This window comes from Bacillus sp. AF23 (assembly GCF_020861455.1).
Lineage (GTDB): Bacteria > Bacillota > Bacilli > Bacillales > Bacillaceae > Bacillus > Bacillus halotolerans.
Window position 1 is genome coordinate 1 of record NZ_JAJHVY010000029.1, and the last position, 23,827, is coordinate 23,827.

General features: G+C 42.2%; 39 protein-coding genes and 1 pseudogene. 2 read left to right on the forward strand and 38 right to left on the reverse strand.

What is annotated here, in order from left to right:
• Positions 1 to 311: 311 nt before the first annotated feature.
• Positions 312 to 1,076, forward strand: coding sequence for a polysaccharide deacetylase family sporulation protein PdaB (gene pdaB / locus LNN34_RS15430; RefSeq protein ID WP_229043773.1), 765 nt, complete (start codon positions 312 to 314; stop codon positions 1,074 to 1,076).
• Position 1,077: 1 nt separating this feature from the next.
• On the opposite strand, the gene kbaA is transcribed toward pdaB, so the two are convergent.
• A complete protein-coding gene (kbaA, locus tag LNN34_RS15435) occupies positions 1,078 to 1,674 on the reverse strand; it encodes a KinB-signaling pathway activation protein (protein ID WP_229043775.1) in 597 nt (198 codons plus the stop codon).
• A gap of 109 nt (positions 1,675 to 1,783) precedes the next feature.
• Here kbaA and gerD point away from each other — a divergent pair, with 109 nt between their 5' ends.
• Positions 1,784 to 2,341, forward strand: a complete 558-nt coding sequence (gene gerD / locus LNN34_RS15440; RefSeq protein WP_044153393.1) for a spore germination lipoprotein GerD — start codon at positions 1,784 to 1,786, stop codon at positions 2,339 to 2,341.
• Positions 2,342 to 2,378: 37 nt separating this feature from the next.
• On the opposite strand, the gene salA is transcribed toward gerD, so the two are convergent.
• From salA to rplB, 37 genes and pseudogenes are all read right to left on the reverse strand, one after another.
• Positions 2,379 to 3,437 carry an iron-sulfur carrier protein/transcriptional regulator SalA gene (salA, locus tag LNN34_RS15445; protein ID WP_059291705.1) on the reverse strand — a complete coding sequence of 353 codons (1,059 nt, stop codon included), beginning with the start codon at positions 3,435 to 3,437 and terminating at the stop codon, positions 2,379 to 2,381.
• Between the two features lie 95 nt (positions 3,438 to 3,532).
• Positions 3,533 to 4,246 carry an N-acetylmuramoyl-L-alanine amidase CwlD gene (cwlD, locus tag LNN34_RS15450; protein ID WP_044153395.1) on the reverse strand — a complete coding sequence of 238 codons (714 nt, stop codon included), beginning with the start codon at positions 4,244 to 4,246 and terminating at the stop codon, positions 3,533 to 3,535.
• Positions 4,247 to 4,305: 59 nt separating this feature from the next.
• Positions 4,306 to 4,749: a YbaK family protein gene (locus LNN34_RS15455; protein ID WP_059336706.1), complete on the reverse strand. Its 444-nt coding sequence runs from the start codon at positions 4,747 to 4,749 to the stop codon at positions 4,306 to 4,308.
• A 220-nt stretch (positions 4,750 to 4,969) separates the two neighbouring features.
• Positions 4,970 to 5,737 (reverse strand): class I SAM-dependent methyltransferase, encoded by a 768-nt coding sequence (locus LNN34_RS15460; RefSeq protein ID WP_229043777.1) that lies wholly within the window; start codon positions 5,735 to 5,737, stop codon positions 4,970 to 4,972.
• Between the two features lie 682 nt (positions 5,738 to 6,419).
• A complete protein-coding gene (rpsI, locus tag LNN34_RS15465; RefSeq protein ID WP_003225846.1) occupies positions 6,420 to 6,812 on the reverse strand; it encodes a 30S ribosomal protein S9 in 393 nt (130 codons plus the stop codon).
• Positions 6,813 to 6,832: 20 nt separating this feature from the next.
• Positions 6,833 to 7,270 carry a 50S ribosomal protein L13 gene (rplM, locus tag LNN34_RS15470; RefSeq protein WP_003241966.1) on the reverse strand — a complete coding sequence of 146 codons (438 nt, stop codon included), beginning with the start codon at positions 7,268 to 7,270 and terminating at the stop codon, positions 6,833 to 6,835.
• 161 nt (positions 7,271 to 7,431) lie between these two features.
• Entirely contained in the window at positions 7,432 to 8,175 is a 744-nt protein-coding gene (truA, locus tag LNN34_RS15475) for a tRNA pseudouridine(38-40) synthase TruA (protein WP_229043779.1), read from the reverse strand.
• 9 nt (positions 8,176 to 8,184) lie between these two features.
• Positions 8,185 to 8,982, reverse strand: a complete 798-nt coding sequence (locus tag LNN34_RS15480; protein WP_059291701.1) for an energy-coupling factor transporter transmembrane component T family protein — start codon at positions 8,980 to 8,982, stop codon at positions 8,185 to 8,187.
• Positions 8,979 to 9,848, reverse strand: a complete 870-nt coding sequence (locus tag LNN34_RS15485; protein ID WP_217827255.1) for an energy-coupling factor ABC transporter ATP-binding protein — start codon at positions 9,846 to 9,848, stop codon at positions 8,979 to 8,981. The genes LNN34_RS15480 and LNN34_RS15485 overlap by 4 nt, the downstream gene beginning before the upstream one ends.
• Complete coding sequence (locus LNN34_RS15490) at positions 9,824 to 10,669, reverse strand: energy-coupling factor ABC transporter ATP-binding protein (RefSeq protein WP_010332784.1); 846 nt, start codon at positions 10,667 to 10,669, stop codon at positions 9,824 to 9,826. The genes LNN34_RS15485 and LNN34_RS15490 overlap by 25 nt, the downstream gene beginning before the upstream one ends.
• A gap of 129 nt (positions 10,670 to 10,798) precedes the next feature.
• Entirely contained in the window at positions 10,799 to 11,161 is a 363-nt protein-coding gene (gene rplQ / locus LNN34_RS15495; RefSeq protein WP_003225836.1) for a 50S ribosomal protein L17, read from the reverse strand.
• 77 nt (positions 11,162 to 11,238) lie between these two features.
• Positions 11,239 to 12,183 (reverse strand): DNA-directed RNA polymerase subunit alpha, encoded by a 945-nt coding sequence (locus LNN34_RS15500; protein WP_059291699.1) that lies wholly within the window; start codon positions 12,181 to 12,183, stop codon positions 11,239 to 11,241.
• Between the two features lie 176 nt (positions 12,184 to 12,359).
• Entirely contained in the window at positions 12,360 to 12,755 is a 396-nt protein-coding gene (gene rpsK, locus LNN34_RS15505; protein ID WP_010332782.1) for a 30S ribosomal protein S11, read from the reverse strand.
• A 20-nt stretch (positions 12,756 to 12,775) separates the two neighbouring features.
• Positions 12,776 to 13,141 carry a 30S ribosomal protein S13 gene (rpsM, locus tag LNN34_RS15510; protein WP_003156545.1) on the reverse strand — a complete coding sequence of 122 codons (366 nt, stop codon included), beginning with the start codon at positions 13,139 to 13,141 and terminating at the stop codon, positions 12,776 to 12,778.
• A 22-nt stretch (positions 13,142 to 13,163) separates the two neighbouring features.
• Entirely contained in the window at positions 13,164 to 13,277 is a 114-nt protein-coding gene (rpmJ, locus tag LNN34_RS15515) for a 50S ribosomal protein L36 (protein WP_003156543.1), read from the reverse strand.
• Between the two features lie 33 nt (positions 13,278 to 13,310).
• Entirely contained in the window at positions 13,311 to 13,529 is a 219-nt protein-coding gene (infA, locus tag LNN34_RS15520; protein WP_003156508.1) for a translation initiation factor IF-1, read from the reverse strand.
• Positions 13,507 to 13,743 (reverse strand): annotated as a pseudogene (locus LNN34_RS15525) (RNA-binding protein); the annotation flags it as partial. The pseudogene LNN34_RS15525 and the gene infA, both read right to left, overlap by 23 nt.
• A 107-nt stretch (positions 13,744 to 13,850) precedes the next feature.
• A complete protein-coding gene (map, locus tag LNN34_RS15530; RefSeq protein WP_044153406.1) occupies positions 13,851 to 14,597 on the reverse strand; it encodes a type I methionyl aminopeptidase in 747 nt (248 codons plus the stop codon).
• Positions 14,594 to 15,247 carry an adenylate kinase gene (locus tag LNN34_RS15535; protein ID WP_010332780.1) on the reverse strand — a complete coding sequence of 218 codons (654 nt, stop codon included), beginning with the start codon at positions 15,245 to 15,247 and terminating at the stop codon, positions 14,594 to 14,596. Before LNN34_RS15535 ends, map begins: the two co-directional genes overlap by 4 nt.
• A 54-nt stretch (positions 15,248 to 15,301) precedes the next feature.
• Positions 15,302 to 16,597 (reverse strand): preprotein translocase subunit SecY, encoded by a 1,296-nt coding sequence (secY, locus tag LNN34_RS15540; RefSeq protein WP_059352665.1) that lies wholly within the window; start codon positions 16,595 to 16,597, stop codon positions 15,302 to 15,304.
• 1 nt (position 16,598) lies between these two features.
• Positions 16,599 to 17,039: a 50S ribosomal protein L15 gene (gene rplO / locus LNN34_RS15545; protein WP_003225819.1), complete on the reverse strand. Its 441-nt coding sequence runs from the start codon at positions 17,037 to 17,039 to the stop codon at positions 16,599 to 16,601.
• A gap of 30 nt (positions 17,040 to 17,069) precedes the next feature.
• The gene (rpmD, locus tag LNN34_RS15550; protein ID WP_003156497.1) at positions 17,070 to 17,249 is read right to left on the reverse strand and encodes a 50S ribosomal protein L30; all 180 of its coding nucleotides are present in this window, start codon (positions 17,247 to 17,249) and stop codon (positions 17,070 to 17,072) included.
• A gap of 13 nt (positions 17,250 to 17,262) precedes the next feature.
• Positions 17,263 to 17,763 carry a 30S ribosomal protein S5 gene (rpsE, locus tag LNN34_RS15555; RefSeq protein WP_003156493.1) on the reverse strand — a complete coding sequence of 167 codons (501 nt, stop codon included), beginning with the start codon at positions 17,761 to 17,763 and terminating at the stop codon, positions 17,263 to 17,265.
• A gap of 24 nt (positions 17,764 to 17,787) precedes the next feature.
• Positions 17,788 to 18,150 carry a 50S ribosomal protein L18 gene (gene rplR, locus LNN34_RS15560; protein ID WP_044153410.1) on the reverse strand — a complete coding sequence of 121 codons (363 nt, stop codon included), beginning with the start codon at positions 18,148 to 18,150 and terminating at the stop codon, positions 17,788 to 17,790.
• Between the two features lie 32 nt (positions 18,151 to 18,182).
• A complete protein-coding gene (gene rplF, locus LNN34_RS15565) occupies positions 18,183 to 18,722 on the reverse strand; it encodes a 50S ribosomal protein L6 (RefSeq protein WP_010332777.1) in 540 nt (179 codons plus the stop codon).
• 29 nt (positions 18,723 to 18,751) lie between these two features.
• Entirely contained in the window at positions 18,752 to 19,150 is a 399-nt protein-coding gene (rpsH, locus tag LNN34_RS15570) for a 30S ribosomal protein S8 (protein WP_010332776.1), read from the reverse strand.
• A 30-nt stretch (positions 19,151 to 19,180) separates the two neighbouring features.
• The gene (gene rpsN / locus LNN34_RS15575; protein ID WP_003156488.1) at positions 19,181 to 19,366 is read right to left on the reverse strand and encodes a 30S ribosomal protein S14; all 186 of its coding nucleotides are present in this window, start codon (positions 19,364 to 19,366) and stop codon (positions 19,181 to 19,183) included.
• A gap of 22 nt (positions 19,367 to 19,388) precedes the next feature.
• Positions 19,389 to 19,928 carry a 50S ribosomal protein L5 gene (gene rplE / locus LNN34_RS15580; RefSeq protein ID WP_044153413.1) on the reverse strand — a complete coding sequence of 180 codons (540 nt, stop codon included), beginning with the start codon at positions 19,926 to 19,928 and terminating at the stop codon, positions 19,389 to 19,391.
• A gap of 25 nt (positions 19,929 to 19,953) precedes the next feature.
• Positions 19,954 to 20,265: a 50S ribosomal protein L24 gene (gene rplX, locus LNN34_RS15585; protein WP_003156486.1), complete on the reverse strand. Its 312-nt coding sequence runs from the start codon at positions 20,263 to 20,265 to the stop codon at positions 19,954 to 19,956.
• A 36-nt stretch (positions 20,266 to 20,301) separates the two neighbouring features.
• Positions 20,302 to 20,670, reverse strand: coding sequence for a 50S ribosomal protein L14 (gene rplN, locus LNN34_RS15590; RefSeq protein ID WP_003225805.1), 369 nt, complete (start codon positions 20,668 to 20,670; stop codon positions 20,302 to 20,304).
• A gap of 41 nt (positions 20,671 to 20,711) precedes the next feature.
• On the reverse strand, positions 20,712 to 20,975 hold the full coding sequence (gene rpsQ / locus LNN34_RS15595; protein ID WP_003178345.1) for a 30S ribosomal protein S17: 264 nt from the start codon (positions 20,973 to 20,975) through the stop codon (positions 20,712 to 20,714).
• Positions 20,976 to 20,997: 22 nt separating this feature from the next.
• Positions 20,998 to 21,198 (reverse strand): 50S ribosomal protein L29, encoded by a 201-nt coding sequence (rpmC, locus tag LNN34_RS15600; protein WP_003156482.1) that lies wholly within the window; start codon positions 21,196 to 21,198, stop codon positions 20,998 to 21,000.
• On the reverse strand, positions 21,188 to 21,622 hold the full coding sequence (gene rplP, locus LNN34_RS15605) for a 50S ribosomal protein L16 (protein WP_003225801.1): 435 nt from the start codon (positions 21,620 to 21,622) through the stop codon (positions 21,188 to 21,190). The genes rpmC and rplP overlap by 11 nt, the downstream gene beginning before the upstream one ends.
• A 1-nt stretch (position 21,623) precedes the next feature.
• Positions 21,624 to 22,280, reverse strand: coding sequence for a 30S ribosomal protein S3 (gene rpsC / locus LNN34_RS15610; protein ID WP_010332773.1), 657 nt, complete (start codon positions 22,278 to 22,280; stop codon positions 21,624 to 21,626).
• 3 nt (positions 22,281 to 22,283) lie between these two features.
• The gene (rplV, locus tag LNN34_RS15615; protein ID WP_003156475.1) at positions 22,284 to 22,625 is read right to left on the reverse strand and encodes a 50S ribosomal protein L22; all 342 of its coding nucleotides are present in this window, start codon (positions 22,623 to 22,625) and stop codon (positions 22,284 to 22,286) included.
• 16 nt (positions 22,626 to 22,641) lie between these two features.
• Complete coding sequence (rpsS, locus tag LNN34_RS15620; RefSeq protein ID WP_003156472.1) at positions 22,642 to 22,920, reverse strand: 30S ribosomal protein S19; 279 nt, start codon at positions 22,918 to 22,920, stop codon at positions 22,642 to 22,644.
• A gap of 57 nt (positions 22,921 to 22,977) precedes the next feature.
• Positions 22,978 to 23,811, reverse strand: coding sequence for a 50S ribosomal protein L2 (gene rplB / locus LNN34_RS15625; RefSeq protein WP_003225795.1), 834 nt, complete (start codon positions 23,809 to 23,811; stop codon positions 22,978 to 22,980).
• Between the last annotated feature and the right edge of the window lie 16 nt (positions 23,812 to 23,827).

Genomic DNA, 23,827 nt, shown 5'->3' on the forward strand with positions numbered 1-23,827 from the left:
TAAAACTTGAATTAACAGGTACGTTTTGTCTTGTTTAGTTTTCAAAGATCATTTATGCCGCTTAACGAAGCAGCTTTATTACTATAACATTCAGCTTCTTTTAAGTCAACACTTTTTTTAAAAGGGTTAATGAAGCTTTTATTTGTTGTCAGCTGTTCATCAGCGACGAATAATAATATAACACGGATATTATCAAATGGTCAATAACTAATTTAATCAGTTTTAAAGAGACTTTTTATCAGTTATATTCATTTGGCCAGGCACATAAGATGTAACACAAGAATGATGGACAAGATAAGGAGGCATCATCAGTGAATCACTTCTATGTGTGGCACATAAAACGCGTTAAACAATTTATCATTATACTTATCGCCGCATTTGCTGCAGCCAGCTTTTTTTATATCCAAAGAGCTGTCCCGCTCCCTGTATTTTCGACTGATAGCGGACCGAAAGCCATTTATAAAGGAGAAACAGATTCAAAAGACATTGCTCTTACCTTTGATATCAGCTGGGGGGATGAAAAAGCCCAGCCTATTCTTAATACCCTGAAAGCCAACGGTATCAAAAACGCTACCTTTTTCCTTTCCGCTTCTTGGGCCGAGCGCCACCCGGACACGGTGGCTCGAATTGTAAAGGACGGCCATCAAATAGGGAGTATGGGTTATGCTTATAAAAACTATGCAAATCTAGAGGATAGTGAAATGAAAAAGGACATTAACCGTGCGAGGACTGCCTTTGAAAAATTAGGAATCAAAGACATACGGCTCCTAAGACCTCCTACTGGTCAGTTCAATAAAAATGTCCTATCAATCGCAAAGCAGTATAACTATACAGTCGTTCACTATAGTGTGAATTCCCATGACTGGACGAATCCAGGCGTTGAAAAAATCGTCGATAATGTAAACCGTCAAGTTTCAGGAGGAGACATTATTCTTTTACACGCCTCAGACTCAGCTAAACAAACAGAAGAGGCCCTGCCTGAGATTATCCATCATATGAGAGAAAAAGGTTTAAAAAATGTCAACGTGGGAGATCTCATTGCAAACACAGATGCTAAATCCGCCGAAGTAAAATAAATTATTTCGCTGCAAACTTCGGCAGCATCAGCAATTGAAAAGCATTACACGCCATTAACGGAAAGAGCATTAAGTAAAGCCAGTCCTCATCATTTACTCTGAGCGCAGGAAACCATTCCAATGCAGTGATCACAACCATTAAAAATAAAGATGACACAAACGTTTTCTTTGAGGACTGCTTTTGTTTTATATACGCGGTAAGCAAACCGAAGATCAATAAAAATAACGGCAGCCAAGCATAGCCAGCCATTGACTCTCCTCTATCTCCGAAAAATAAAAACCGCACGTACATTAAATCAAAAGCGACAAACAGGATGAAAAACAGCTGCAGTAAATTCCATAAAGATGAAGATCTTAATATTTCGAGTGCAAACCGGTGAACTGTTAAAAACACGAAAAAGCCCATTTGACTGATGACACTAAAAATCATGCCGACACCGATAAACCAAAATAAAACAGAGAGAATCTGGCCCGCTTCAAAATTCAGAAACAGCTCCTTATATCCCCCCCATTTTAAAGCAAAACCCACAACACTCGTTACAACCGCTCCGACAGCTAAAATAGAAAAGAAAAAACGAACTAAGCCACGGCTTTTCATTTCTTTATTCAACCCCTCAAAAATCGCAGATCACGATATTTTGTTATGTATAATTCCAACCGGATGAATCATATTAAAAGTAAGATAAGTATGTGAAAGGAGCTTAAGCATGTCAAAAGCCAAAATGCTATTGATGGGCTGTTTTTTGATATTATCTGTAACAGCTTGCGCTCCAAAAGACCAAGCAGCGGATATGGATTATGATCAGACCAAAAAAATGGTTGTTGATATATTAAAAACAGATGATGGAAAGAAAGCAATTAAGGAATTATTAAACGATGATGCGATGAATGAAGCACTGGTGATTGATCAGGATGCCATTAAAGGAACAATAGAAAAAACACTCACCTCTAAAAAAGGTGCGGATTTTTGGAAAAACATCTTTGAAGACACTGAATTTGCGGAAAGCTTTGCTAAAACCCTTCAAACAGAACATGAAAAAGTAATTAAAAAGCTGATGAAGGATCCGGATTACCAGAAAATGCTGATGAGTGTTATGCAGGACCCGGGAATGAATAAAAAATACAGCGAACTGGCAAAAAGCCAAGAATTCCGCAGTTATTTAGAACAAGTAATTACCGAAACACTTTCTAGTCCGCTTTACAAAAAACAGTTCGAAGATGAACTGAAAAAAGCAGCAGCAGAAACCGCTAAAGAAGGTGAGTAAAGGGAAGCCGGGATCAAAAAATCCCGGTTCGCCTTTTTTATATTTGCACTTCCATTTTTTCAACGACTTTTTTTGCAATGTCATGATATATTTCACCGATTGGATGGCTTTCGTCATAAACAGACGGAGCAAATTGGTCTTTATCCCAATCAGGCTGTTTTAACGGTATTCTGCCGAGCAAAGGCACTTTAAGCTCCTCAGCAAGTTTATCTCCGCCGCCTTTGCCAAAGACATATTCTCTTTCCCCAGTCTTTGCACTTTCATAATAAGCCATGTTCTCTATGACGCCAACGACCTCATGATCTGTTTTAATAGCCATAGACCCCGCTCTGGCCGCAACAAAGGCTGCAGTCGGGTGCGGCGTTGATACGATAATTTCTTTACTGCTCGGAAGCATCGTATGTACATCAAGTGCGACGTCCCCTGTTCCAGGCGGAAGATCGAGAACGATATAGTCTACTTCTCCCCATTCTACTTCGTGGAAAAAGTTGTTGAGCATCTTGCCCAGCATTGGCCCTCTCCAGACGACAGGAGCATTTTCTTCAACGAAGAAACCCATCGACATGACCTTTACACCGAAGCGTTCAACAGGAAGCAGTTTGTCTCCTTCAATTGTTGGACGCACTGTAATGCCCATCATATCCGGCACACTAAAGCCGTAGATATCCGCGTCAATTAAACCGACCTTTTTCCCAAGCCTAGCCAGAGAAATAGCAAGGTTCACTGACACAGTTGATTTGCCTACTCCGCCTTTTCCGCTCGCTACAGCAAGGAAAACCGGCGGGTTATCCATATTTAACAATGTTTTGTTCTCTGTTGACGGCGCCCGAAATTTTGCAACTGTTTCTTCAGGCAGCTCTTCAAATCGAAGGCCTACCGTCTCAGCGCCTGCCCCTTTTAAGACATTTACGATTTCTTGCTGAACCTGCATTTGTTCTGCTGTTCCGGTTTTTGCAAGAGCCACTTTTACACTGACATGCCGTTTTTCAGGCTTTATTTTTACTTCCTTAACGGCATCCAATTCTCCCAGAGGTCTTTGAAGAAAAGGTTCGCGCATTTCACCGACTAGTTTTCTTACTTCATCTTCTCTTATCATCGAACCTCACCCTTTTGTGTATTCGTTTACAAACATTATTATATCATACATAAACAGCGGGTGTCTTTTGCTTAGAACCATGAGAAAACCCTCCTTTACTCCGGAGGGTCGCCTTTTTCTGTAAAGTATCTCAATATTCCTTTATATATGGAAGATGCCACTTTGTCCTGATATTTCGGTTTCCCCAGCATCTTTGCTTCTCCAGGATTGGATAAAAAACCGACTTCCACAAGCGCACCTGGTTTTGTGACGTTTTGCATTAAGTAAATACCATGAATTCGCTTTGCTTTTCGGGTTGTATTCTCCAGGTTTGTTCTCAACTCATCCTGAATGTATTTTGCAATTTTCTCGTTTTCCTCGTATTTTCCGTAATAAAAGCTTTGGGCTCCGCTCCATTTTTGTGACGGGATCGCATTAAGATGAATGCTAAGGTAGAGCTCAGCCTCTGAATTGTTAATTAAGTTCACTCGCTGTCTTAAGTCTTCCGCTTTTCGTTTACTATAGCCTCTTGTCCCTTCAGGAGCTAGATCGGTGTCACTTTCTCTAGTCATAATCACTAAGGCCCCTTGTTCCTGAAGATAATCCCTGACTCTGAAAGCCACTTCCAGGGTTATATCCTTCTCTAACAGCTTGCCGCCCACTGCCCCTCCATCCGGCCCGCCATGACCTGGATCAAGATAAATAATTTTCCCGCTTAAAGGCAGACTCCACGGATTCCAAGAATCGTTATTGCTGAATTGATACTTGAATAGAAACAGTAATACGATAAAGCCTAGCATAAAACTGAGCCATTTAAGCTTTTTCCTCATCCCTTCCCCTCCCGCTTGTCCGTTATTACATAAGTATGGGACAGGGTCGGGAAATATGATTAACGCATGCGAAGCTTACATTGTTTTTCTCTTTGGACAAACCCTTCTGTCCACCAGTCTTTGATGAATTTTCGCGCTGCTTCATATACTGTGTTTTTATCAAATGTTGCGTATTGCTCATGTGTCCAATGATAAAGATATTCAAAAAACTCCATACGAAGCTCTTCTTCTTCCCTTGCAGAGCGGGCACTAACACTTTGCATAGATTCTCCATAATACCCGAAAACCCCGAAACGCCCGCCTAACAAATAGGCTTCTATCGCAAAATCAATACAGCCTTCCGTAATAACGTCCCTTTCATCCTGCAAAAATGGGAATAATGGAGTAAGACATGCCTTTACAGACTGAATGATTTGTCTAAGTGAGAGTTCTTTGAGCAAGTTTTTTTCTAATTCAAAATCCTTTTGGCGTTTCACATCTATAAAAGACAGTACCTGTGCCATACAAATTCACTCTCCTTTTACCGGTTATTTTGAGGTTTGGGAGGTGAAACCATGCCCGAATTCGGTTGGAAATTCGCCCAAATGAAGGTGTCGATAACTTGAACATATTAAAATGAGTGTAAAAAAAGCAGCTTTCCACGGGGGTAAGAACGTACGTTTGTTCACAAGAGCAGAGGCAGCACAATAATAAAAGGCAGCTCCCTCTAATAGGTCGCTGCCTTCATACTTTAATGCTTCTTGTTGCAGAATATGTATTAATGTATTGATCCAATACAAAACCGCCTTTATCTTCGTAAAAACCAGTGACAATAAAACCGGCATCGAGCTGTCCCTTAATTTGGTCTTCTAAGGAGTGCCCGAATTCCAGAGCTTCATTATTTTCAATCAGCTTTTTCACCTTATGTTGTGGAAGGTCTTCTGAGTCGGCGTATGGAATGGAGTGCTTTACTTTTAAAACGCCCTGCTCTTCTAATTCAATGTCAAACAGAAAAACAACTGGATTAACAAATCCTGAAATTAAAACGCCATTTCTTTTCAGCACGCGGTTCGCTTCTTTCCAAACCGGAAGGATATCTTCAACAAAAACATTGGAAACCGGATGTACGATGAAATCAAATGATTCATCTTCAAATTGACTGAGATCATCCATACTTCCTTTCACGGTGCGTATGGTCAAGCCGTCGCGATCAGCAACCATTCTGTCCTGTCCCAGCTGCTGTTCTGAGTTATCTAAAACGGTGACTTCCGCTCCGGCTGCCGCTAAAACCGGGGCCTGCTGTCCGCCTCCTGAAGCCAAACAAAGCACCTTCAGGCCTTTTACAGGAGGAAACCAATCCTTTGGCACACTTTTCATAGGGGTTAACCTTATATCCCAATTCCCTTTTTTCGCTTGTTCAATGACATGCCGCTCTACAGCAACAGTCCATTCATTGCCTGTCTCTACTTTTTGATCCCAGGCTTTGCTATTATGATCTACTAACGCATTCATGAATCGTTCTCCTTACTTTAGTGTTTAGAGTATAACAAATATTTCTAGATTGATACCGCTTTCCCTTTGCATATTCAAAAAAAATTCATAAAACCGCAATAAATTAACAAAGGAGATATGTGATTTTATTGCTAATGATTATAATATCACTTTTTCAAATCAAATTAATGGAAAAGCACTTGATGCCGGCCTTACGCTTTTCATTGCCCTAAGGCATTTGAACACTGATGTAAGACTCACTTCAGCACTAGACGTTTCTTTCTGCGATGCGAATTGGTATTTGAACGGTTCCGTGTTTCCAAAAACGAGTTGAAAATCCTTCAATTTGTGATAACAAACCATTTTAGCGATAAATGCGTATGCCATTTGCAAAGGACGTTTGAATGCAGCACGCAGAGGCGCACTATTAATCAAGATGTTGATACACCAACCATAGGGTTTAAATTCATTGTTCGTTTACAGGGGCTCAACATAGATCATTGAAGCACTTGAAAGGTGACACATTTTGGGCTGGTAGCCTGAAAAGCTTAAGCTATTCGGAACCTTGTGGGAAAGACCAGCTTTTAAAGACGGTCGTTTTATAAAACAAAAAACGGATGCCTGTTTAATCGCTTCTGCTTTAATTCTTAAAAGAAAATAAAAAAAGCCCCCAACCCATGGTTGAGAGCTTTGAAACGTAAAATTAACGTTTTGAGAACTGAGGTGCACGACGAGCGCCTTTAAGACCGTATTTTTTACGTTCTTTCATACGAGCGTCACGAGTCAGAAGACCTGCACGCTTAAGTGTTGCACGGTATTCTGGATCTGCTTCAAGCAAAGCACGAGCGATACCATGACGGATTGCTCCAGCTTGACCAGATAAGCCGCCTCCATGTACGTTTACTAAAACATCATAAGTGCCAGCTGTTTCAGTCAAAGTTAATGGTTGTTTGATATCTTCGATTAGAGCTGGAGATGGGATGTGCTCGCTGATTTCACGATTATTAACGACGATACGACCTTCTCCTGGAACTAAGCGCACACGCGCTACAGAACTTTTACGACGGCCAGTACCGTAATATTGAACCTGTGCCAAATTGGTAACCTCCTTTTTAATTAACCGCGAAGTTCGTAAACTTCAGGTTTTTGTGCTTCATGTGGATGCTCAGAACCACGGTATACGTTCAATTTTTTGAACATTTGACGACCTAGAGAACCTTTTGGAAGCATGCCTTTGATAGCAAGCTCAAGCATTTTCTCAGGGTAGTTTGTACGCATTTCAAGAGCAGTTCTTGATTTTAATCCGCCTGGATGTTGAGTGTGACGGTAGTAGATTTTGTCAGTTAACTTTTTACCAGTTAACTCGATTTTTTCAGCGTTGATGATGATCACATGATCTCCAGTATCAACGTGTGGTGTGTAAGTTGGTTTGTGTTTTCCGCGAAGGATAGCTGCAACTTCTGAAGAAAGACGGCCTAAAGTCTTGCCAGCAGCATCAACAACTAACCACTTGCGTTCAATAGTACTTGCGTTAGCCATAGGTGTTGTACGCATTGAATTTCCCTCCTAAATGATCTGTCATTTTCAATAAACTTCGATTACGTTCTATTTCACAACACAATAAGTTCCGGGGCTTATCGTGGGGTTGAAATACATACCATATGATATCTTATAACTTTATGCAGACTCTGTCAAGAAAATATTATACACCTGGTTTAGTTGTCATAGTAAACGTTCCATAAGTACAGTCCGTGTCCCGGTGCTGTGCGCCCTGCTGCTTCGCGGTTCTTCGCTTCCAGCATGGATTTCACATCATCGGGAGAAATTTTTCCAATACCTGCATCCAGCAAAGTACCCGCAATAATTCTGACCATATTATATAGGAAGCCGCTGCCTGTGATCCGCATTTGCAGGCCGCCATCAGTCTCAGTCCACTCGAGTTCGTAAATCGTTCTCACTTTGTCCTGCACTTCCGTTTTAGCCGCACAAAAGCTTGTAAAATCATGTGTTCCTAAAAGATGCTTTGCCGCTTCTCTCATGTTCTGCACATTGAGGCGATATGAAAAATGGTAAGCGTAATGCCGTTTAAATACGTCCGGGTATTTCTCCGTGTATACAAAGTAGCGATATTCCTTTTTAACTGCGCTAAATCGTGCATGGAACCCATCATCCGCAATTTCTGCCGTTTTGACTGCAATATCGTCCGGAAGCAGTGCATTTAAAGCATATGGCCATCTCTCAGCCGGAATAGAGAGCGGTGTATCAAAATGAATCACCTGTCCGGCTGCATGAACCCCGCTGTCCGTCCTTCCAGAGGAAACGACCGGAATTCTGTCTTTTGACTTATGCAGGACAGCCAGCGCCTTCTCCAGCTCATCCTGAACCGTTCTTTTACCCGGCTGTACTTGATATCCTTTAAACAAATGTCCGTCATAAGAAATCGTGCATTTCAGTCTCATAAAGCACCTCTAAGCCCTTAAGAAAAATAACAGAGCAGCCAATATGAACAAGCTGACGATGACAGAAGTATCCTTTGCCGTCCATACAAGCTTTCTGTATTTAGTGCGTCCCTCTCCGCCTTGATAGCCTCTTGCTTCCATTGCAACCGCAAGCTCTTCAGCACGCTTAAACGCGCTGACAAAGAGTGGGACTAGCAGCGGCACAATTGCCTTCACTCTGTCTTTAAGCGGTCCGCTTGTAAAATCCACGCCTCTCGCCATCTGAGCCTTCATAATCTTATCTGTCTCCTCCATCAAGGTTGGGATAAACCGTAAAGAGATCGACATCATAAGAGCCAGCTCATGAACAGGAAGCTTCAATTTTTTAAATGGGTTGAGCAGCTGTTCCATCCCATCGGTAATCTCAATAGGTGTTGTTGTCAGCGTTAATAGAGTTGTCATTAAAATCAGATAGACGAACCTAAGGGAAATAAAAATCCCTTGTACCAAACCGCCCTCATAGATCTTGAAAAAGCCAAGTTCAAAAATGACTGGCCCTTCATGTGTCATGATAATATGAAGCAGGAACGTAAAAAGAACAATCCAGATGATCGGCTTTAGCCCTTTCATCAAAAAGGAAAAAGGAACTCTAGTTAAGGAAACAACGCCTGCTGTAAATAAACCAAGCAGCGCATATGTCTGCACATTATTGGCCAGGAAAACGATACAGACAAACAAAAAGATCGTAACCAATTTTGTTCTTGGGTCAAGCCGGTGCACAAGTGAAGAACCCGGTACATACTTGCCGATAATCATGCTGTCCATCATAAGGTTTTTCCCCCCTGAAAAAGAGCACGGATTTCAGCAGCGGCATCTTCTATTGTGAGCAGAGGTTCTTTAAATTTGACACCAAGTGCGGCTTCCAGCTGTCTTTGGAATTTAATCGTTTCTGGAAGATCCAGCCCCCAGCCGGCCATTTCTTCCCCTTTTGAGAACAGGTCTCGCGGACTGCCTGATGCCTGGATAGTTCCTTTATGCATCACGATCATTTTATCAGCATAGGCAGCCGCATCTTCCATGCTGTGGGTGACAAGAATTGTCGTCAGGTTTCCCCGTTGGTGGAGCTCATAAAACATATCCATGATCTCTTTTCGCCCTCTTGGATCCAGCCCTGCTGTCGGCTCATCGAGAACAAGCACTTCAGGATCCATTGCAAGCACCCCGGCAATTGCAACCCTGCGCATTTGTCCTCCGCTTAATTCAAAAGGTGATCTGTCCAGAAGCTCTTCAGATAAACCTACAAGCTTCAGCATCTCTCTCGCTTTTTGTTCAGCGTCTTCCTTTTTCACACCAAAGTTCATCGGTCCAAATGAAATATCTTTGAGAACTGTTTCTTCGAATAATTGATGTTCGGGAAATTGGAAAACGATTCCGACTTTTTTTCGGAGAGATTTAAGCTCTTTATTCTTTTTTCCTGCCTGTATAACGGTACTGCCTAATGAAATATGCCCCTTTGTAGGCTTCAGGAGACCATTCAGGTGCTGAAGAAGAGTGGATTTACCGGAGCCTGTATGCCCTATTACGGCCACATAGCTGCCTTCCTTAATCGATGCATTGATATCATACAGGGCAAGGCGCTCAAACGGCGTCTTTATCTGATAGCGATGCTCTACATCTTTGATTGTAATGTCCATAGCTCGTTCACCAGCCCTTCCTGAGTCAAATGATTTTCTTCCAAAGCCAGTCCATTTTCTCTTAAGAGCTGGCTGAGCTGGAATGAGAAGGGTAAATCAAGCCCGATTCGAACAAGTTCCTTATTCAATTTGAAAATTTCTTCAGGCGTACCCTCAGCATATTTCTTACCGCCATTCATGACAATGATTCTGTCAGCTTTTGCTGCCTCATTCAGATCATGTGTAATCGAGATGACAGTTGCCATGCCTTGCTCTTTTAAATGTCTTACCGTTTCAAGCACTTCTTCTCGCCCGATCGGGTCAAGCATGGATGTTGCTTCATCTAAGATAATAATATCAGGACGTGCGGCAATAATCCCTGCTATCGCAACTCTCTGCTTTTGGCCTCCGGAGAGATGGTGCGGCTCTTGATCAAGAAAATCCTGCATGTTGACCTGTTTGACAGCCCAATCTACTCTCTCAATCATTTCTTCCCGCGGTACACCATTGTTTTCTAAACCAAAAGCCACATCATCGCGAACTGTCGTTCCGACAAATTGGTTATCCGGATTTTGAAAGACCATTCCAATCTTCTTACGCACTTCCCACACTGACTCCTCTGTCAGTTGAATTCCAGCAACCTTTATGTCGCCTGATTCAGGAAGGATTAAACCATTCAATGCCCGGGCCAGTGTTGATTTCCCTGAACCGTTATGACCCACAATTGCAAGCCATTCACCCTCATACACCTGCAGGGAGACGCTATCTAGTGCTCGTCTTTCTGCGTCTTTCCGATATCGAAAAACGATATCCTCTACCGATATCAACTGATTTTGATTCACGGACAACCGGCCTCCTCTCAGCTCATACTCTGCTTGTCTCTCTATTGAAAAAGTTGCAGTATCTAAAAAAAGGGCATAGATCCAGTTAGAAACTGTCCCGCCCTTCTTTAGATACACAAAAATATGTGATTAAACCAATTCGATAATTGCCATTGGTGCTCCGTCACCACGGCGAGGACCAAGCTTCATAATACGTGTGTATCCACCTTGGCGCTCCTCGTAACGAGTTGCAATGTCAGAGAATAATTTTTGAAGTGCATCTTGGTTATTTTCTTCGTTAGCAACCTCGTTGCGGATGTATGCAGCAGCTTGACGGCGAGCGTGAAGATCACCGCGTTTGCCAAGCGTGATCATTTTTTCAACTACAGAGCGAAGTTCTTTCGCACGTGTTTCAGTTGTTTCGATTCTTTCGTTGATGATCAAATCAGTTGTAAGATCACGAAGCATAGCCTTACGCTGTGCACTCGTACGTCCTAGTTTTCTGTATGACATGTGATGTCCCCTCCTTTATTGGAATGCTTTTTCTGAATTATAAACACACGAAAATCCTAGTTCACAAGGGAAACTAGTCAATCGTCTTTGCGAAGTCCGAGTCCAAGTTCTTCTAGTTTCGCTTTCACTTCTTCAAGTGATTTACGTCCTAGATTACGAACTTTCATCATATCTTCTTCCGTCTTGTTCGCAAGCTCTTGAACCGTGTTGATACCCGCACGCTTTAAGCAGTTGTAAGAACGAACAGAAAGATCCAATTCTTCAATCGTCATTTCAAGAACTTTCTCTTTTTGATCTTCTTCTTTTTCAACCATGATTTCAGCATGCTGAGCTTCGTCAGTTAAACCAACGAATATATTAAGGTGTTCAGTTAAAATCTTTGAACCCAGCGCAATCGCTTCTTTAGGTCCAGTGCTTCCATCAGTCCAAACATCAAGTGTAAGTTTGTCATAGTTTGCAACCTGGCCTACACGAGTGTTCTCTACTTGATAAGATACACGAGAAACTGGCGTATAGATTGAATCGATCGGAATCACGCCGATAGGCTGATCGTCTCTTTTGTTTGCGTCAGCAGGCGTATACCCACGTCCTCTTTGAGCAGTAAGGCGAACTCGGAAACTCGCATTCTCACCAAGAGTCGCGATATGAAGATCAGGATTTAAGATCTCTACATCACTATCGTGTGTAATATCAGCTGCTGTTACAGTTCCATTACCCTGTACATCAATTTCTAGCGTCTTCTCTTCATCAGAGTAGATTTTCAATGCAAGCTTTTTAATGTTTAAGATAATCGTTGTAACATCTTCCACAACGCCTTCAATTGTCGAGAATTCGTGCAGTACACCATCTATCTGGATTGATGTTACAGCGGCACCAGGGAGTGAGGATAAGAGGATACGACGTAAGGAGTTACCCAGAGTTGTACCATATCCACGCTCAAGTGGCTCTACGACAAACTTACCAAATTTGGCATCGTCGCTGATTTCAACCGTTTCGATTTTTGGTTTTTCAATCTCGATCATTACTTAAAACCCTCCTTCAAAACGTCGAAACCTCGAATAGAATCATATGAGATTCCATCCGAAATTCCCCATTGTTTAGTCCCGTATGTGCTCAGGCAACGAGTCGGTGCATTCGTTTAATAAATAACTGTATCATAACCCATTATTGACAGGGACACAAAATCTATACAAACAAATTACACGCGGCGACGTTTTGGTGGACGGCATCCGTTATGAGGAACAGGAGTTACGTCTCTGATAGCAGTGACTTCTAATCCAGCAGCTTGAAGCGCACGGATAGCAGCTTCACGACCTGAACCAGGGCCTTTTACAGTAACCTCAAGAGTTTTAAGTCCATGTTCGATTGAACCTTTAGCAGCTGTTTCTGCAGCCATTTGTGCAGCAAAAGGAGTAGATTTACGAGAACCTCTGAATCCTAGAGCTCCGGCACTAGACCAAGAAAGAGCATTACCATGAGTGTCAGTGATCGTAACGATCGTGTTATTGAAAGTTGAACGAATATGAGCAATTCCAGACTCAATATTCTTTTTCACGCGACGTTTACGCGTGTTAGATTTACGAGCAGCAGCCATTGTTTAGGTACCTCCCTTACTTATTTTTTCTTGTTAGCTACAGTACGACGCGGACCTTTACGAGTACGCGCATTGTTTTTAGAGTTTTGTCCGCGAACAGGCAAACCTCTGCGATGACGGATTCCGCGGTAGCTTCCGATTTCGATCAGACGCTTAATGTTAAGAGAAACTTCACGGCGAAGGTCACCTTCTACTTTCAGTTTGTCAATAACATCACGGATTTTACCAAGTTCTTCTTCAGTAAGATCACGCACACGAGTATCTTCTGAAACACCAGCCTCTTTCAAGACTTGCTGAGCCGTTGTGCGGCCAATTCCGAAGACATATGTTAAAGAAATAACAACACGTTTGTCACGTGGGATATCTACACCAGCAATACGAGCCATTCTCTGGGCACCTCCTTATAAATTATCCTTGTTTTTGTTTATGCTTTGGATTTTCACAGATCACCATTACTTTTCCTTTTCTGCGAATAACTTTGCATTTTTCACAGATTGGTTTAACTGATGGTCTCACTTTCATGTGTTTCCAACCTCCTTCAGTTTCCGGAGTGCTTTATTTGTAACGGTACGTAATCCTGCCACGAGTTAAGTCATATGGAGATAATTCTACCGTAACTTTGTCTCCAGGTAAAATGCGAATGAAGTGCATGCGGATTTTACCAGATACGTGAGCCAAAACAGTGTGTCCATTTTCGAGTTCAACTTTGAACATCGCGTTTGGCAATGTTTCGACTATCGTACCTTCCACTTCAATTACATCGTCTTTCGCCATTCAAGTGTTCTCCCTTCTTCAAATCAGTAACTTGCTTTCTGACAAATTTCAAAAGAGAAAATCTCAGTTTTCCGTTTGTCACACGCCCTGTTTCGTTTATACTGTTCTGAACTTCCGGAGATACGCAATCATAAAGGGTTAAATGATTGATATTCTATTTCTTAGGAGAATGAAATGTACGCTTTTCTCCGTCTGCTATTAGTACATGATGATTACAATTCCACCGACAACGGCAAGATGAATTCGCTCCTGCCAATGTTAAACCGAACTTTCTGCCCTATCAAGCCGGAATTACATCTGCCTTCGGAATTAAGTCATCATCTAGACTTTTGTCAGTATATCAAAACCCGTTTCCGTAATCGCAATTGTATGTTCAAAATGAGCACACTTTTTCCCATCTACCGTTACAACCGTCCAGTTATCAGCCAAAGTTTTCACATAGCGGCTGCCAGCGTTCACCATAGGTTCAATAGCGAGAACCATGCCAGGTTTGAGTCGTGGTCCTTTGTTCGGCGGACCGTAATGAGGAATTTGCGGGTCCTCATGCAAGTCTTGACCAACACCATGTCCGACATACTCCCTAACAACTGAAAACTGCTCATTTTCGACATACGTTTGTATTGCGTGGGAAATATTCGACAAACGTTCACCTGGTTTTGCTTCCTGCAAGCCTTTATATAAAGATTCCTCTGTCACTTCCAGAAGTTTTTTATCATCATCACTGATGTTTCCTACCGGATATGTCCATGCAGAGTCACCATGATAACCATTTAATTTAGCACCGATATCAATACTGATGATGTCACCGTCACGCAGCACCCTGCTGCCAGGAATGCCGTGAACGAGCTCTTCATTCACTGATACGCAAATGCTCCCGCGAAACCCATTATACCCCTTAAAAGATGGGATTGCACCCTGCTTCTTAATAAAACGTTCGGCAATTTGATCCAATTCTTTTGTCGAGATTCCTGGTTTAATGTGCTTTTTTAACTCTTCGTGAGTCAAAGCCACGATTCGCCCTGCTTCCCGCATGATACCAAGTTCACGTGGGGTTTTACAGATAATCATTTTTTTAATCCTCCAAGAAGATCCTTCACATCTGCATAAACATCTTGAATGTCCTGCTGGCCATTCACGTTTACAAGATAACCTTTCTCAGAATAGAAATCGAGTAAAGGCTGAGTCTGCTTCATGTTTACCTCAAGCCGTTTAGAGACTGTTTCCTCATTATCATCTGCCCGTTGATAGAGTTCGCCTCCGTCTTTATCACAAACACCCGGCGTTTTCGGCGGATTAAAGACTAAATGATAGGTTGTGCCGCAAACACTGCAAATTCTGCGTCCAGTCAGACGTTCCATTAAAGAATCTTTATCAACTTTAATGTTAATGACATAATCAATCGGCTTGCCGTATTCTTCAAGAATTTCTTCAAGAGCTTCGGCTTGAGCGACTGTTCGCGGAAATCCGTCCAGAAGAAAACCTCTTTCACAATCATCTTTGCCAAGTCTTTCTTTGACAATTCCAATTGTGACTTCATCAGGTACGAGCTCACCCTTATCAATATAAGATTTTGCTTCGAGTCCGAGTGATGTTTCCTCTTTCATAGCAGCACGGAACATATCTCCTGTTGAGATGTGAGGTATTCCATAATCCTCAACAATTCGTTCGCCCTGTGTACCTTTACCGGCACCAGGAAGCCCCATTAAGACTAAGTTCATTCGGATTTCCCCCGTCCTCTCTTAATTAAGAGGGAATGGATAAATCCATTTCCTCTAGTTTTTCATAAATCCACGGTAGTTTCGTTTCACCAACTGGCTTTCTAGTTGTTTCATTGTCTCCAAGGCTACCCCGACAACAATTAACAAAGATGTTCCGCCAATTTGTGCACTTTGAGGCAATCCAGCGAATTGAATGAAAAAGATAGGAAGAATGGAAATCACGGCTAAGAATACAGCACCCACAAACGTAAGTCGATACAAAATGCTCGTAATTCTATCTTGAGTCATTTTCCCTGGACGAACCCCCGGGATATAGCCACCCTGTTTTTTAAGGTTATCAGCCATTTGTTCAGGATTAACCTGGACAAAAGCATAAAAGTACGTAAAGGCAATAATTAACGCAACATATATAGTCATCCCCACCGGATGTGTATTGTCAAAGTTGGCTTGAATCCACTTTGTCACATCGTTTGTTCCAAAGAATGACGCGATCGTACGCGGTGTTATTAAAAACGCAACCGCAAAGATTACTGGAATAACACCGGCTGGATTCACTTTCAATGGAAGGTGAGTAGACTGACCTCCGCCAGCAGGTGAACGACCTGTGCCTTTAGCATATTGAATCGCAATTTTCCGTACAGCTTGCTGAATGAAAATAACTCCAACAATAACTGCTAAAATCGCAATCACAAGAAGAGCGACTTTCACAATATGAATAAACAGCTGATCGTTGCTGCCGACAAATTGAGTCTCATATATTTGTCCAACCGTTTTCGGAATACTAGACACAATCCCCGCGAAGATAATGATCGATATTCCGTTGCCTACTCCATGAGATGTGATTTGTTCTCCAAGCCACATTAAAAAGGCAGTTCCGCCAGTGAGTACTAAAGCGATGATCAGATATGTGGATACGCCGGATTTTTCAATCAGCAATCCGTTAGCCAAATTGTTAAATCCGTATGACATACCCAACGCTTGGATAAATCCAAGGACAATCGTAAAGTATCTTGTGAACTGAGCCAATTTACGGCGGCCGACTTCACCCTGCTTAGACCACTCAGTAAACTTCGGCACAACATCCATCTGAAGCAGCTGGATGATGATTGAAGCTGTGATGTAAGGAGTAATCCCCATTGCGAAAATAGAGAATTGGTAAAGCGCACCGCCGCCAAATGTATTAAGAAGATCAAATACTCCCATTTGAGACTGTGCCTGTAACACATCAGCGTTAACATACGGCACAGGAATAAACGCACCTATGCGAAAGACGATAAGCATGAGTAAAGTGAATATGATTTTATTCCGGATATCACTCACACGCATAAAGTTGGAGATTGTTTTAAACAAGTTAGATCACCTCAGCTGTACCGCCAGCAGCTTCAACAGCTTCTTTCGCAGAAGCAGAGAATTTATTGGCTTTTACAGTTAATTTTTTCTCTAATTTACCGTTGCCAAGAATCTTTACTCCTGCATTAAGTTTGCTTATAACACCAGTCTCAAGAAGAAGTTCAGGAGTGACTTCCGTTCCTTCTGCAAAACCGTTCAATTTGTCTAGGTTGACTACAGCGTATTCCTTACGGTTAATGTTAGTAAAACCGCGTTTAGGAAGACGTTGGAATAAAGGCATTTGTCCCCCCTCGAACCCTGGGCGTACACCGCCGCCAGAACGAGCGTTTTGACCTTTGTGACCTTTACCAGCTGTTTTACCGTTGCCAGAACCAATACCACGACCTACGCGATTACGCGTTTTGCGTGAACCTTCTGAAGGTTTTAATTCATGAAGTTTCATTAGGACACCTCCTTATCCGATCAATTATTTTTATTGTTCTTTAACAGAAACTAAATGAGATACTTTATTAATCATACCACGAATCGCAGCGTTGTCTTCATGAACAACAGTTTGGTTTGTTTTCTTTAAACCAAGTGTTCTCACAGTAACGCGTTGATCTTCCGGGCGACCGATTACACTTCGTTTGAGGGTAATTTCTAATTTAGCCATTAATATTCCCTCCTTATCCTAACAGTTCTTCTACAGATTTTCCACGAAGCTTCGCAACCTCTTCAGCACGCTTAAGTTCACTTAAGCCTTGAAGTGTTGCACGAATCATGTTGATCGGTGTGTTAGAACCTAAAGACTTAGAAAGGATGTCAGCTACACCAGCAAGCTCAAGTACCGCACGTACAGGGCCTCCAGCGATAACTCCAGTACCTTCAGAAGCAGGTTTTAACAAGATGTTACCTGCACCGAAACGTCCGATGATTTCATGTGGAATTGTAGTTCCAACCATTGGTACTTCAATTAAATTCTTTTTCGCATCTTCAACAGCTTTGCGGATCGCTTCTGGTACTTCTTGTGCTTTACCAGTACCGAATCCTACGTGTCCGTTTTTGTCACCGACAACGACTAGAGCTGCGAAGCGGAAACGACGACCACCTTTAACAACTTTCGCTACGCGGTTAACCGTAACTAAGCGTTCTTCTAACTCTAATTTGCTTGGGTCAATACGACGCATAATCATGTGTCCCTCCTTCTTTTATTAAAATTTAAGTCCAGCTTCACGAGCGGCATCAGCCAAAGCTTTTACACGTCCATGGTATAAGTATCCGCCACGGTCAAATACTACGTCAGAAACGCCTTTTTCAGCAGCGCGTTTTGCAACTAATTCTCCAACTTTAGCAGCAGCTGAAGTATCTCCAGTGCTTTCAACGTTCAAGTCTTTATCGAGAGTAGATGCACTAGCAAGTGTTACACCATTTACATCATCGATGATTTGAGCGTAAATGTGCTTGTTTGAACGGAAAACGTTAAGACGCGGTCTTTCAGCAGTACCAGAAAGTTTAGCGCGAACACGAGCGTGTCTTTTAAGACGAGCAGCATTTTTGCTAGTTTTCGTAATCATCTAGGTCACTCCTTTCTTCACTTTAAGCGATCTTACTTAGCAGATTTACCTTCTTTACGGCGAACAACTTCACCTTCGTAGCGGATTCCTTTACCTTTGTAAGGCTCTGGAGAACGGACAGCGCGAATGTTAGCAGCAATAGCTCCTACACGTTCTTTGTCTGTACCTTTAACGACTACTTTAGTTTGAGAAGGAACTTCGATATCGATGCCTTCTTCAGGGACGATCTCAACAGGGTGAGAGTATCCAACGTTTAAAACAAGTTTATTTCCGGATTTAGACGCACGGTAACCGACACCGACTAATTCCAAACCTCTTTCAAATCCTTTAGATACGCCTTCCACCATGTTGCCAAGCAGACTGCGAGTCGTACCATGCAGGGCACGGTGCTCTTTTTGATCAGAAGGACGAGCGACTGTAAGCACATTGTCCTCTATTTTAATCTCCATATCAGGGTGAAACGTACGAGTTAATTCTCCTTTTGGTCCTTTCACAGCTACAGTATTGTTATCGTTTAACGTTACTGTAACATCAGAAGGAATCTCAAGTAGCTTCTTACCTACACGAGACATACCAAACACCTCCATTCATGTTAAACTTTTTACCAAACGTATGCTAATACTTCTCCACCAGCTTGTTTTGCACGGGCTTCTTTGTCCGTTAAAACGCCATGTGATGTAGAAAGAATTGCGATTCCTAGACCGTTAAGTACACGCGGTACTTCATTAGATTTAGCATAAACACGCAAACCAGGTTTGCTGATTCTTTTAAGACCAGTGATTACGCGCTCGTTATTTTGTCCGTATTTCAAGAAAACGCGGATGATACCTTGTTTACTGTCTTCTACGAACTCAACGTCACGAATGAAACCTTCACGCTTTAAAATTTCAGCAATTTCTCTTTTCAATTTAGAAGCAGGAATTTCAAGCTTCTCATGACGTACCATGTTTGCATTACGAATACGAGTCAGCATATCTGCAATTGGATCTGTCATAACCATTAATAATTACCTCCTTCCCTTTCTTGGGGATTACCAGCTGGCTTTTTTCACGCCAGGAATTTGTCCTTTATATGCAAGCTCACGGAAACAAATACGGCAAAGTTTAAATTTACGAATGACTGAATGCGGACGTCCGCAGCGTTCACAGCGAGTGTACTCTTGTACTTTAAACTTTGGTGTACGTTGTTGTTTCGCAATCATTGACTTCTTAGCCACGATTTCGCCTCCCTTTCATTGATTATTTCTGGAACGGCATACCTACTTGAGTTAATAGCTCACGAGCCTCTTCATCAGAATTAGCAGTCGTTACAATAACGATGTCCATTCCGCGAACCTTTGTTACTTTATCGTAGTCAATTTCAGGGAAGATTAACTGTTCTTTGATACCAAGTGTGTAGTTACCGCGACCGTCGAAAGATTTTTTAGAAACCCCGCGGAAGTCACGTACACGCGGTAAAGATACAGAAATAAGTTTATCAAGGAAATCATACATGCGCTCTCCGCGAAGAGTTACTTTCGCACCGATAGGCATTCCTTCACGAAGACGGAATCCAGCAATTGATTTCTTCGCACGAGTAACGACAGGTTTTTGACCTGCGATAAACGTTAATTCTTCAACAGCACTGTCGATTGCTTTTGCGTTTTGAACAGCGTCACCAACACCCATGTTGATTACGATTTTTTCAATTTTAGGCACTTGCATAACTGAGTCATAGTTGAACTTAGTCATTAAAGCAGGTGCAATTTCTTTATTGTACTTTTCTTTAAGGCGGTTCATGAGATAGACCTCCCTTCCTTTAATACTATTTATCTAGAACTTGCCCAGATTTTTTTGCTACACGAACTTTTTTGCCATCTTCCACTTTGTATCCTACGCGAGTCACTTCACCTGTTTTAGGATCGAGCGGCATAACGTTTGATACATGAATTGGCGCCTCTTGATTAGAAATACCGCCTTGAGGGTTAGCTTGAGTTGGTTTAGAGTGTTTCTTTACCATGTTAACACCTTCAACTAAAACGCGGTCCTTTTTAGGGAAAGCAGCAAGGATCGTTCCTTGTTTGCCTTTATCTTTACCAGAGATAACCATAACTTTATCGCCTTTTTTTACATGCATCCTGATCGCACCTCCTTGAATAAGGCATTTATTTCATTAGATAACTTCTGGAGCTAGAGAAACAATTTTCATAAAGTTGTTTTCACGCAATTCACGAGCAACTGGTCCGAAGATACGAGTTCCACGCGGGCTCTTGTCGTCACGGATGATAACACATGCATTCTCATCGAAGCTGATGTATGAACCGTCACTTCTGCGCGCTCCGCTTTTAGTGCGAACGATAACAGCTTTTACGACTTCACCTTTTTTGACAACGCCTCCTGGTGTTGCTTGTTTAACCGTGCAAACAATTACATCACCAATGTTAGCTGTTTTACGACCAGAACCACCAAGAACTTTAATAGTAAGTACTTCACGTGCGCCAGAGTTGTCAGCTACTTTTAAACGAGTCTCTTGTTGAATCATTATTTGTTACCTCCCTTCGGAAAAAAGAATTCCGAACTTTATTAGATAATAACAGCTTCTTCGACAACTTCAACTAGACGGAAACGCTTAGTTGCAGACAATGGACGAGTTTCCATGATCTTTACGATGTCACCGATTTTCGCTTGATTATTTTCATCATGTGCTTTGAATTTCTTTGAGTATTTTACGCGTTTACCGTAAAGTGAATGTTTCTTGTATGTTTCAACAACAACAGTGATGGTTTTATCCATTTTGTCAGAAACAACACGGCCTTGGTAAACTTTGCGTTGGTTACGTTCGCTCATGCTCACGACCTCCCCTCAGTGATTATTTATTAGCAGCAATTTCTCTTTCACGAATCACAGTTTTCATGCGCGCGATAGCTTTGCGCACTTCACGAATGCGAGCAGTATTTTCAAGTTGTCCTGTCGCTAATTGAAAGCGAAGATTGAAAAGTTCTTCTTTAAGAGACTTTACTTTTTGTTCAATTTCAGCAGTGGTAAGGTCACGAATTTCATTAGCTTTCATTTGATTCACCACCAATTTCTTCACGTTTTACGAACTTCGTTTTAATTGGCAATTTGTGAGATGCAAGACGAAGTGCTTCACGAGCAACCTCTTCAGACACACCAGAAATTTCAAATAAAACTTTGCCCGGTTTTACAACAGCTACCCAACCTTCTGGAGCCCCTTTACCGGATCCCATACGTACCTCAAGTGGTTTAGCAGTGTAAGGTTTAGAAGGGAAAATTTTGATCCAAACTTTACCGCCACGTTTCATGTAACGAGTCATCGCAATACGGGCAGCTTCGATTTGACGGTTAGTGATCCAAGAAGCTTCTAGAGCTTGGATACCGAACTCACCGAAATGTACTTCAGTACCGCCTTTCGCACGGCCACGCATTTTTCCGCGATGCTCTCTGCGATATTTAACGCGTTTAGGTAATAACATATTATTTTCCTCCTTCCTCAGTTTTCTTCTTAGTAGGAAGAACCTCTCCACGATAGATCCAGACTTTTACACCAAGCTTACCGTAAGTAGTGTCAGCTTCAGATGTTGCATAGTCAATGTCCGCACGTAATGTGTGCAATGGAACAGTTCCTTCACTGTAGTATTCAGAACGAGCGATATCCGCACCGCCAAGACGACCAGAAACCATTGTTTTCACACCTTGTGCTCCAGCACGCATTGTGCGTTGGATTTGTTGTTTCTGCGCACGGCGGAAAGAAACACGGTTTTCTAATTGACGAGCGATGTTGTCAGCAACTAGCTGTGCATCAAGATCTGCTCTTTTGATTTCAAGAATGTTAATGTGTACACGCTTGCCAGTAAGGCTGTTAAGGGCTTTACGAAGTGCTTCAACTTCAGAACCGCCTTTACCGATAACCATACCAGGCTTAGCTGTGTGGATCGTAATGTTAACACGATTTGCTGCGCGTTCGATTTCAACTTTAGAAACAGAAGCGTCAGAAAGTCGTTTGCTAATGTATTCACGAATTCTTAAATCTTCGTGCAGGAAGTCAGCGTAATCTTTACCAGCGTACCACTTAGATTCCCAATCACGAATGACTCCGATACGAAGACCGACTGGATTTACCTTTTGACCCACTACTTATCCCTCCTTCTTTTCTGATACAACGATTGTAATGTGGCTCGTACGTTTGTTGATTTGGCTCGCACGTCCCATAGCACGTGGGCGGAATCTTTTTAACGTAGGGCCTTCGTCAACGAATGCTTGAGAAATAACCAGGTTATTAGCGTCCATTTCATAGTTATGCTCAGCATTTGCAATAGCGGATTTTAATACTTTCTCGATAATTGGAGAAGCAGCTCTCGGTGTTAGGTTCAAGATTGACACTGCTTCACCTACTTGCTTGCCTCGAATCAGGTCCATTACTAGACGTGCTTTACGAGGAGCAATACGGACTGTTCTTGCAACAGCTTTAGCTTGCATTTAAAAGCCTCCTCTCTTAGCGTCTTGTTTTTTTGTCATCACTAGCATGGCCTTTGTACGTACGAGTTGGAGCGAATTCACCCAACTTATGCCCTACCATATCTTCAGAGATGAATACAGGCACGTGTTTACGTCCGTCATAGACTGCGATTGTGTGACCAATAAACTGTGGGAAAATAGTAGAACGACGAGACCAAGTTTTTACGACTTGTTTCTTGTCTGTTTCATTTAATTTCTCGATTTTTGTCATCAAGTGTCCATCGACAAATGGTCCTTTTTTCAAGCTGCGAGCCATTTTGGAACCTCCCTTCGTGATTGCACTACGGTCCGAAGTGAACCGTAGACAACCCCGTTATTTATTTTTGCGACGACGTACGATAAATTTATCAGATTTGTTCTTTTTCTTACGTGTCTTGAATCCAAGAGTTGGTTTGCCCCATGGAGACATTGGTGATTTACGTCCGATTGGCGCACGTCCTTCACCACCACCGTGTGGGTGATCGTTAGGGTTCATTACAGAACCACGAACTGTTGGACGGATGCCTTTCCAGCGAGAACGTCCAGCTTTACCAATGTTGATAAGTTCGTGCTGTTCGTTACCTACTTGACCGATAGAAGCACGGCAAGCAGAAAGAATCATGCGAACTTCTCCAGAGTTAAGACGTACAAGAACGTATTTACCTTCTTTACCAAGAACCTGAGCAGATGTACCAGCTGAACGTACAAGCTGTCCGCCTTTGCCAGGTTTTAATTCAATGTTATGCACAACTGTACCAACAGGGATGTTGATAAGTGGAAGTGCATTACCTACTTTGATGTCAGCTTCTGGACCTGACATGATTTCAGTACCCACTTGAATTCCTTTTGGAGCAAGAATGTAACGTTTTTCTCCGTCTGCATAGTTGATTAGAGCGATGTTAGCTGAACGGTTTGGATCGTATTCAACTGTAGCAACGCGTCCAGGTATACCATCTTTATCGCGTTTGAAGTCGATAACACGGTATTGGCGTTTATGTCCGCCACCTTGGTGACGTACAGTCAATTTACCTTGGTTGTTACGTCCGCCTTTTTTGTGAAGGGGAGCAAGCAAGGATTTTTCCGGCTTGTCAGTCGTGATTTCAGCAAAGTCTGAAGTTGTCATGCCACGACGTCCATTAGAGGTCGGTTTATACTTTTTAATCGCCATTTTGAATTTCCCTCCT

Coding starts and splice junctions, on each gene's coding strand:
- LNN34_RS15480 (WP_059291701.1), bottom strand. CDS start 8,982: ATGATGGACAGCATGATTATCGGCAAGTATGTACCGGGTTCTTCACTT.
- rpsH (WP_010332776.1), bottom strand. CDS start 19,150: ATGGTTATGACAGATCCAATTGCAGATATGCTGACTCGTATTCGTAAT.
- rpmC (WP_003156482.1), bottom strand. CDS start 21,198: ATGAAAGCTAATGAAATTCGTGACCTTACCACTGCTGAAATTGAACAA.
- rpsE (WP_003156493.1), bottom strand. CDS start 17,763: ATGCGTCGTATTGACCCAAGCAAATTAGAGTTAGAAGAACGCTTAGTT.
- rplQ (WP_003225836.1), bottom strand. CDS start 11,161: ATGTCATACAGAAAACTAGGACGTACGAGTGCACAGCGTAAGGCTATG.
- LNN34_RS15455 (WP_059336706.1), bottom strand. CDS start 4,749: ATGGCACAGGTACTGTCTTTTATAGATGTGAAACGCCAAAAGGATTTT.
- rpsQ (WP_003178345.1), bottom strand. CDS start 20,975: ATGAGCGAACGTAACCAACGCAAAGTTTACCAAGGCCGTGTTGTTTCT.
- infA (WP_003156508.1), bottom strand. CDS start 13,529: ATGGCGAAAGACGATGTAATTGAAGTGGAAGGTACGATAGTCGAAACA.
- rpsM (WP_003156545.1), bottom strand. CDS start 13,141: ATGGCTCGTATTGCTGGTGTAGATATCCCACGTGACAAACGTGTTGTT.
- rpsK (WP_010332782.1), bottom strand. CDS start 12,755: ATGGCTGCTGCTCGTAAATCTAACACGCGTAAACGTCGCGTGAAAAAG.
- rplF (WP_010332777.1), bottom strand. CDS start 18,722: ATGTCTCGTGTAGGTAAGAAGCTACTTGAGATTCCTTCTGATGTTACA.
- rpmJ (WP_003156543.1), bottom strand. CDS start 13,277: ATGAAAGTGAGACCATCAGTTAAACCAATCTGTGAAAAATGCAAAGTT.
- rpsS (WP_003156472.1), bottom strand. CDS start 22,920: ATGGCTCGCAGCTTGAAAAAAGGACCATTTGTCGATGGACACTTGATG.
- rpmD (WP_003156497.1), bottom strand. CDS start 17,249: ATGGCTAAATTAGAAATTACCCTCAAACGAAGTGTAATCGGTCGCCCG.
- rplE (WP_044153413.1), bottom strand. CDS start 19,928: ATGAACCGCCTTAAAGAAAAGTACAATAAAGAAATTGCACCTGCTTTA.
- salA (WP_059291705.1), bottom strand. CDS start 3,437: ATGATAAGAGAAGATGAAGTAAGAAAACTAGTCGGTGAAATGCGCGAA.
- rplV (WP_003156475.1), bottom strand. CDS start 22,625: ATGCAAGCTAAAGCTGTTGCAAGAACAGTCCGTATTGCTCCTCGTAAA.
- LNN34_RS15500 (WP_059291699.1), bottom strand. CDS start 12,183: ATGATCGAGATTGAAAAACCAAAAATCGAAACGGTTGAAATCAGCGAC.
- map (WP_044153406.1), bottom strand. CDS start 14,597: ATGATTATCTGTAAAACCCCACGTGAACTTGGTATCATGCGGGAAGCA.
- rplM (WP_003241966.1), bottom strand. CDS start 7,270: ATGCGTACAACACCTATGGCTAACGCAAGTACTATTGAACGCAAGTGG.
- rplR (WP_044153410.1), bottom strand. CDS start 18,150: ATGATTACGAAAACTAGCAAAAATGCTGCTCGTCTTAAAAGACACGCT.
- LNN34_RS15485 (WP_217827255.1), bottom strand. CDS start 9,848: ATGGACATTACAATCAAAGATGTAGAGCATCGCTATCAGATAAAGACG.
- rplB (WP_003225795.1), bottom strand. CDS start 23,811: ATGGCGATTAAAAAGTATAAACCGACCTCTAATGGACGTCGTGGCATG.
- cwlD (WP_044153395.1), bottom strand. CDS start 4,246: ATGAGGAAAAAGCTTAAATGGCTCAGTTTTATGCTAGGCTTTATCGTA.
- rplP (WP_003225801.1), bottom strand. CDS start 21,622: ATGTTATTACCTAAACGCGTTAAATATCGCAGAGAGCATCGCGGAAAA.
- rplX (WP_003156486.1), bottom strand. CDS start 20,265: ATGCATGTAAAAAAAGGCGATAAAGTTATGGTTATCTCTGGTAAAGAT.
- LNN34_RS15460 (WP_229043777.1), bottom strand. CDS start 5,737: ATGAATGCGTTAGTAGATCATAATAGCAAAGCCTGGGATCAAAAAGTA.
- rplO (WP_003225819.1), bottom strand. CDS start 17,039: ATGAAACTTCATGAATTAAAACCTTCAGAAGGTTCACGCAAAACGCGT.
- truA (WP_229043779.1), bottom strand. CDS start 8,175: ATGAGACTGAAATGCACGATTTCTTATGACGGACATTTGTTTAAAGGA.
- LNN34_RS15535 (WP_010332780.1), bottom strand. CDS start 15,247: ATGAACTTAGTCTTAATGGGGCTTCCTGGTGCCGGTAAAGGTACACAG.
- gerD (WP_044153393.1), top strand. CDS start 1,784: ATGTCAAAAGCCAAAATGCTATTGATGGGCTGTTTTTTGATATTATCT.
- kbaA (WP_229043775.1), bottom strand. CDS start 1,674: ATGAAAAGCCGTGGCTTAGTTCGTTTTTTCTTTTCTATTTTAGCTGTC.
- rplN (WP_003225805.1), bottom strand. CDS start 20,670: ATGATTCAACAAGAGACTCGTTTAAAAGTAGCTGACAACTCTGGCGCA.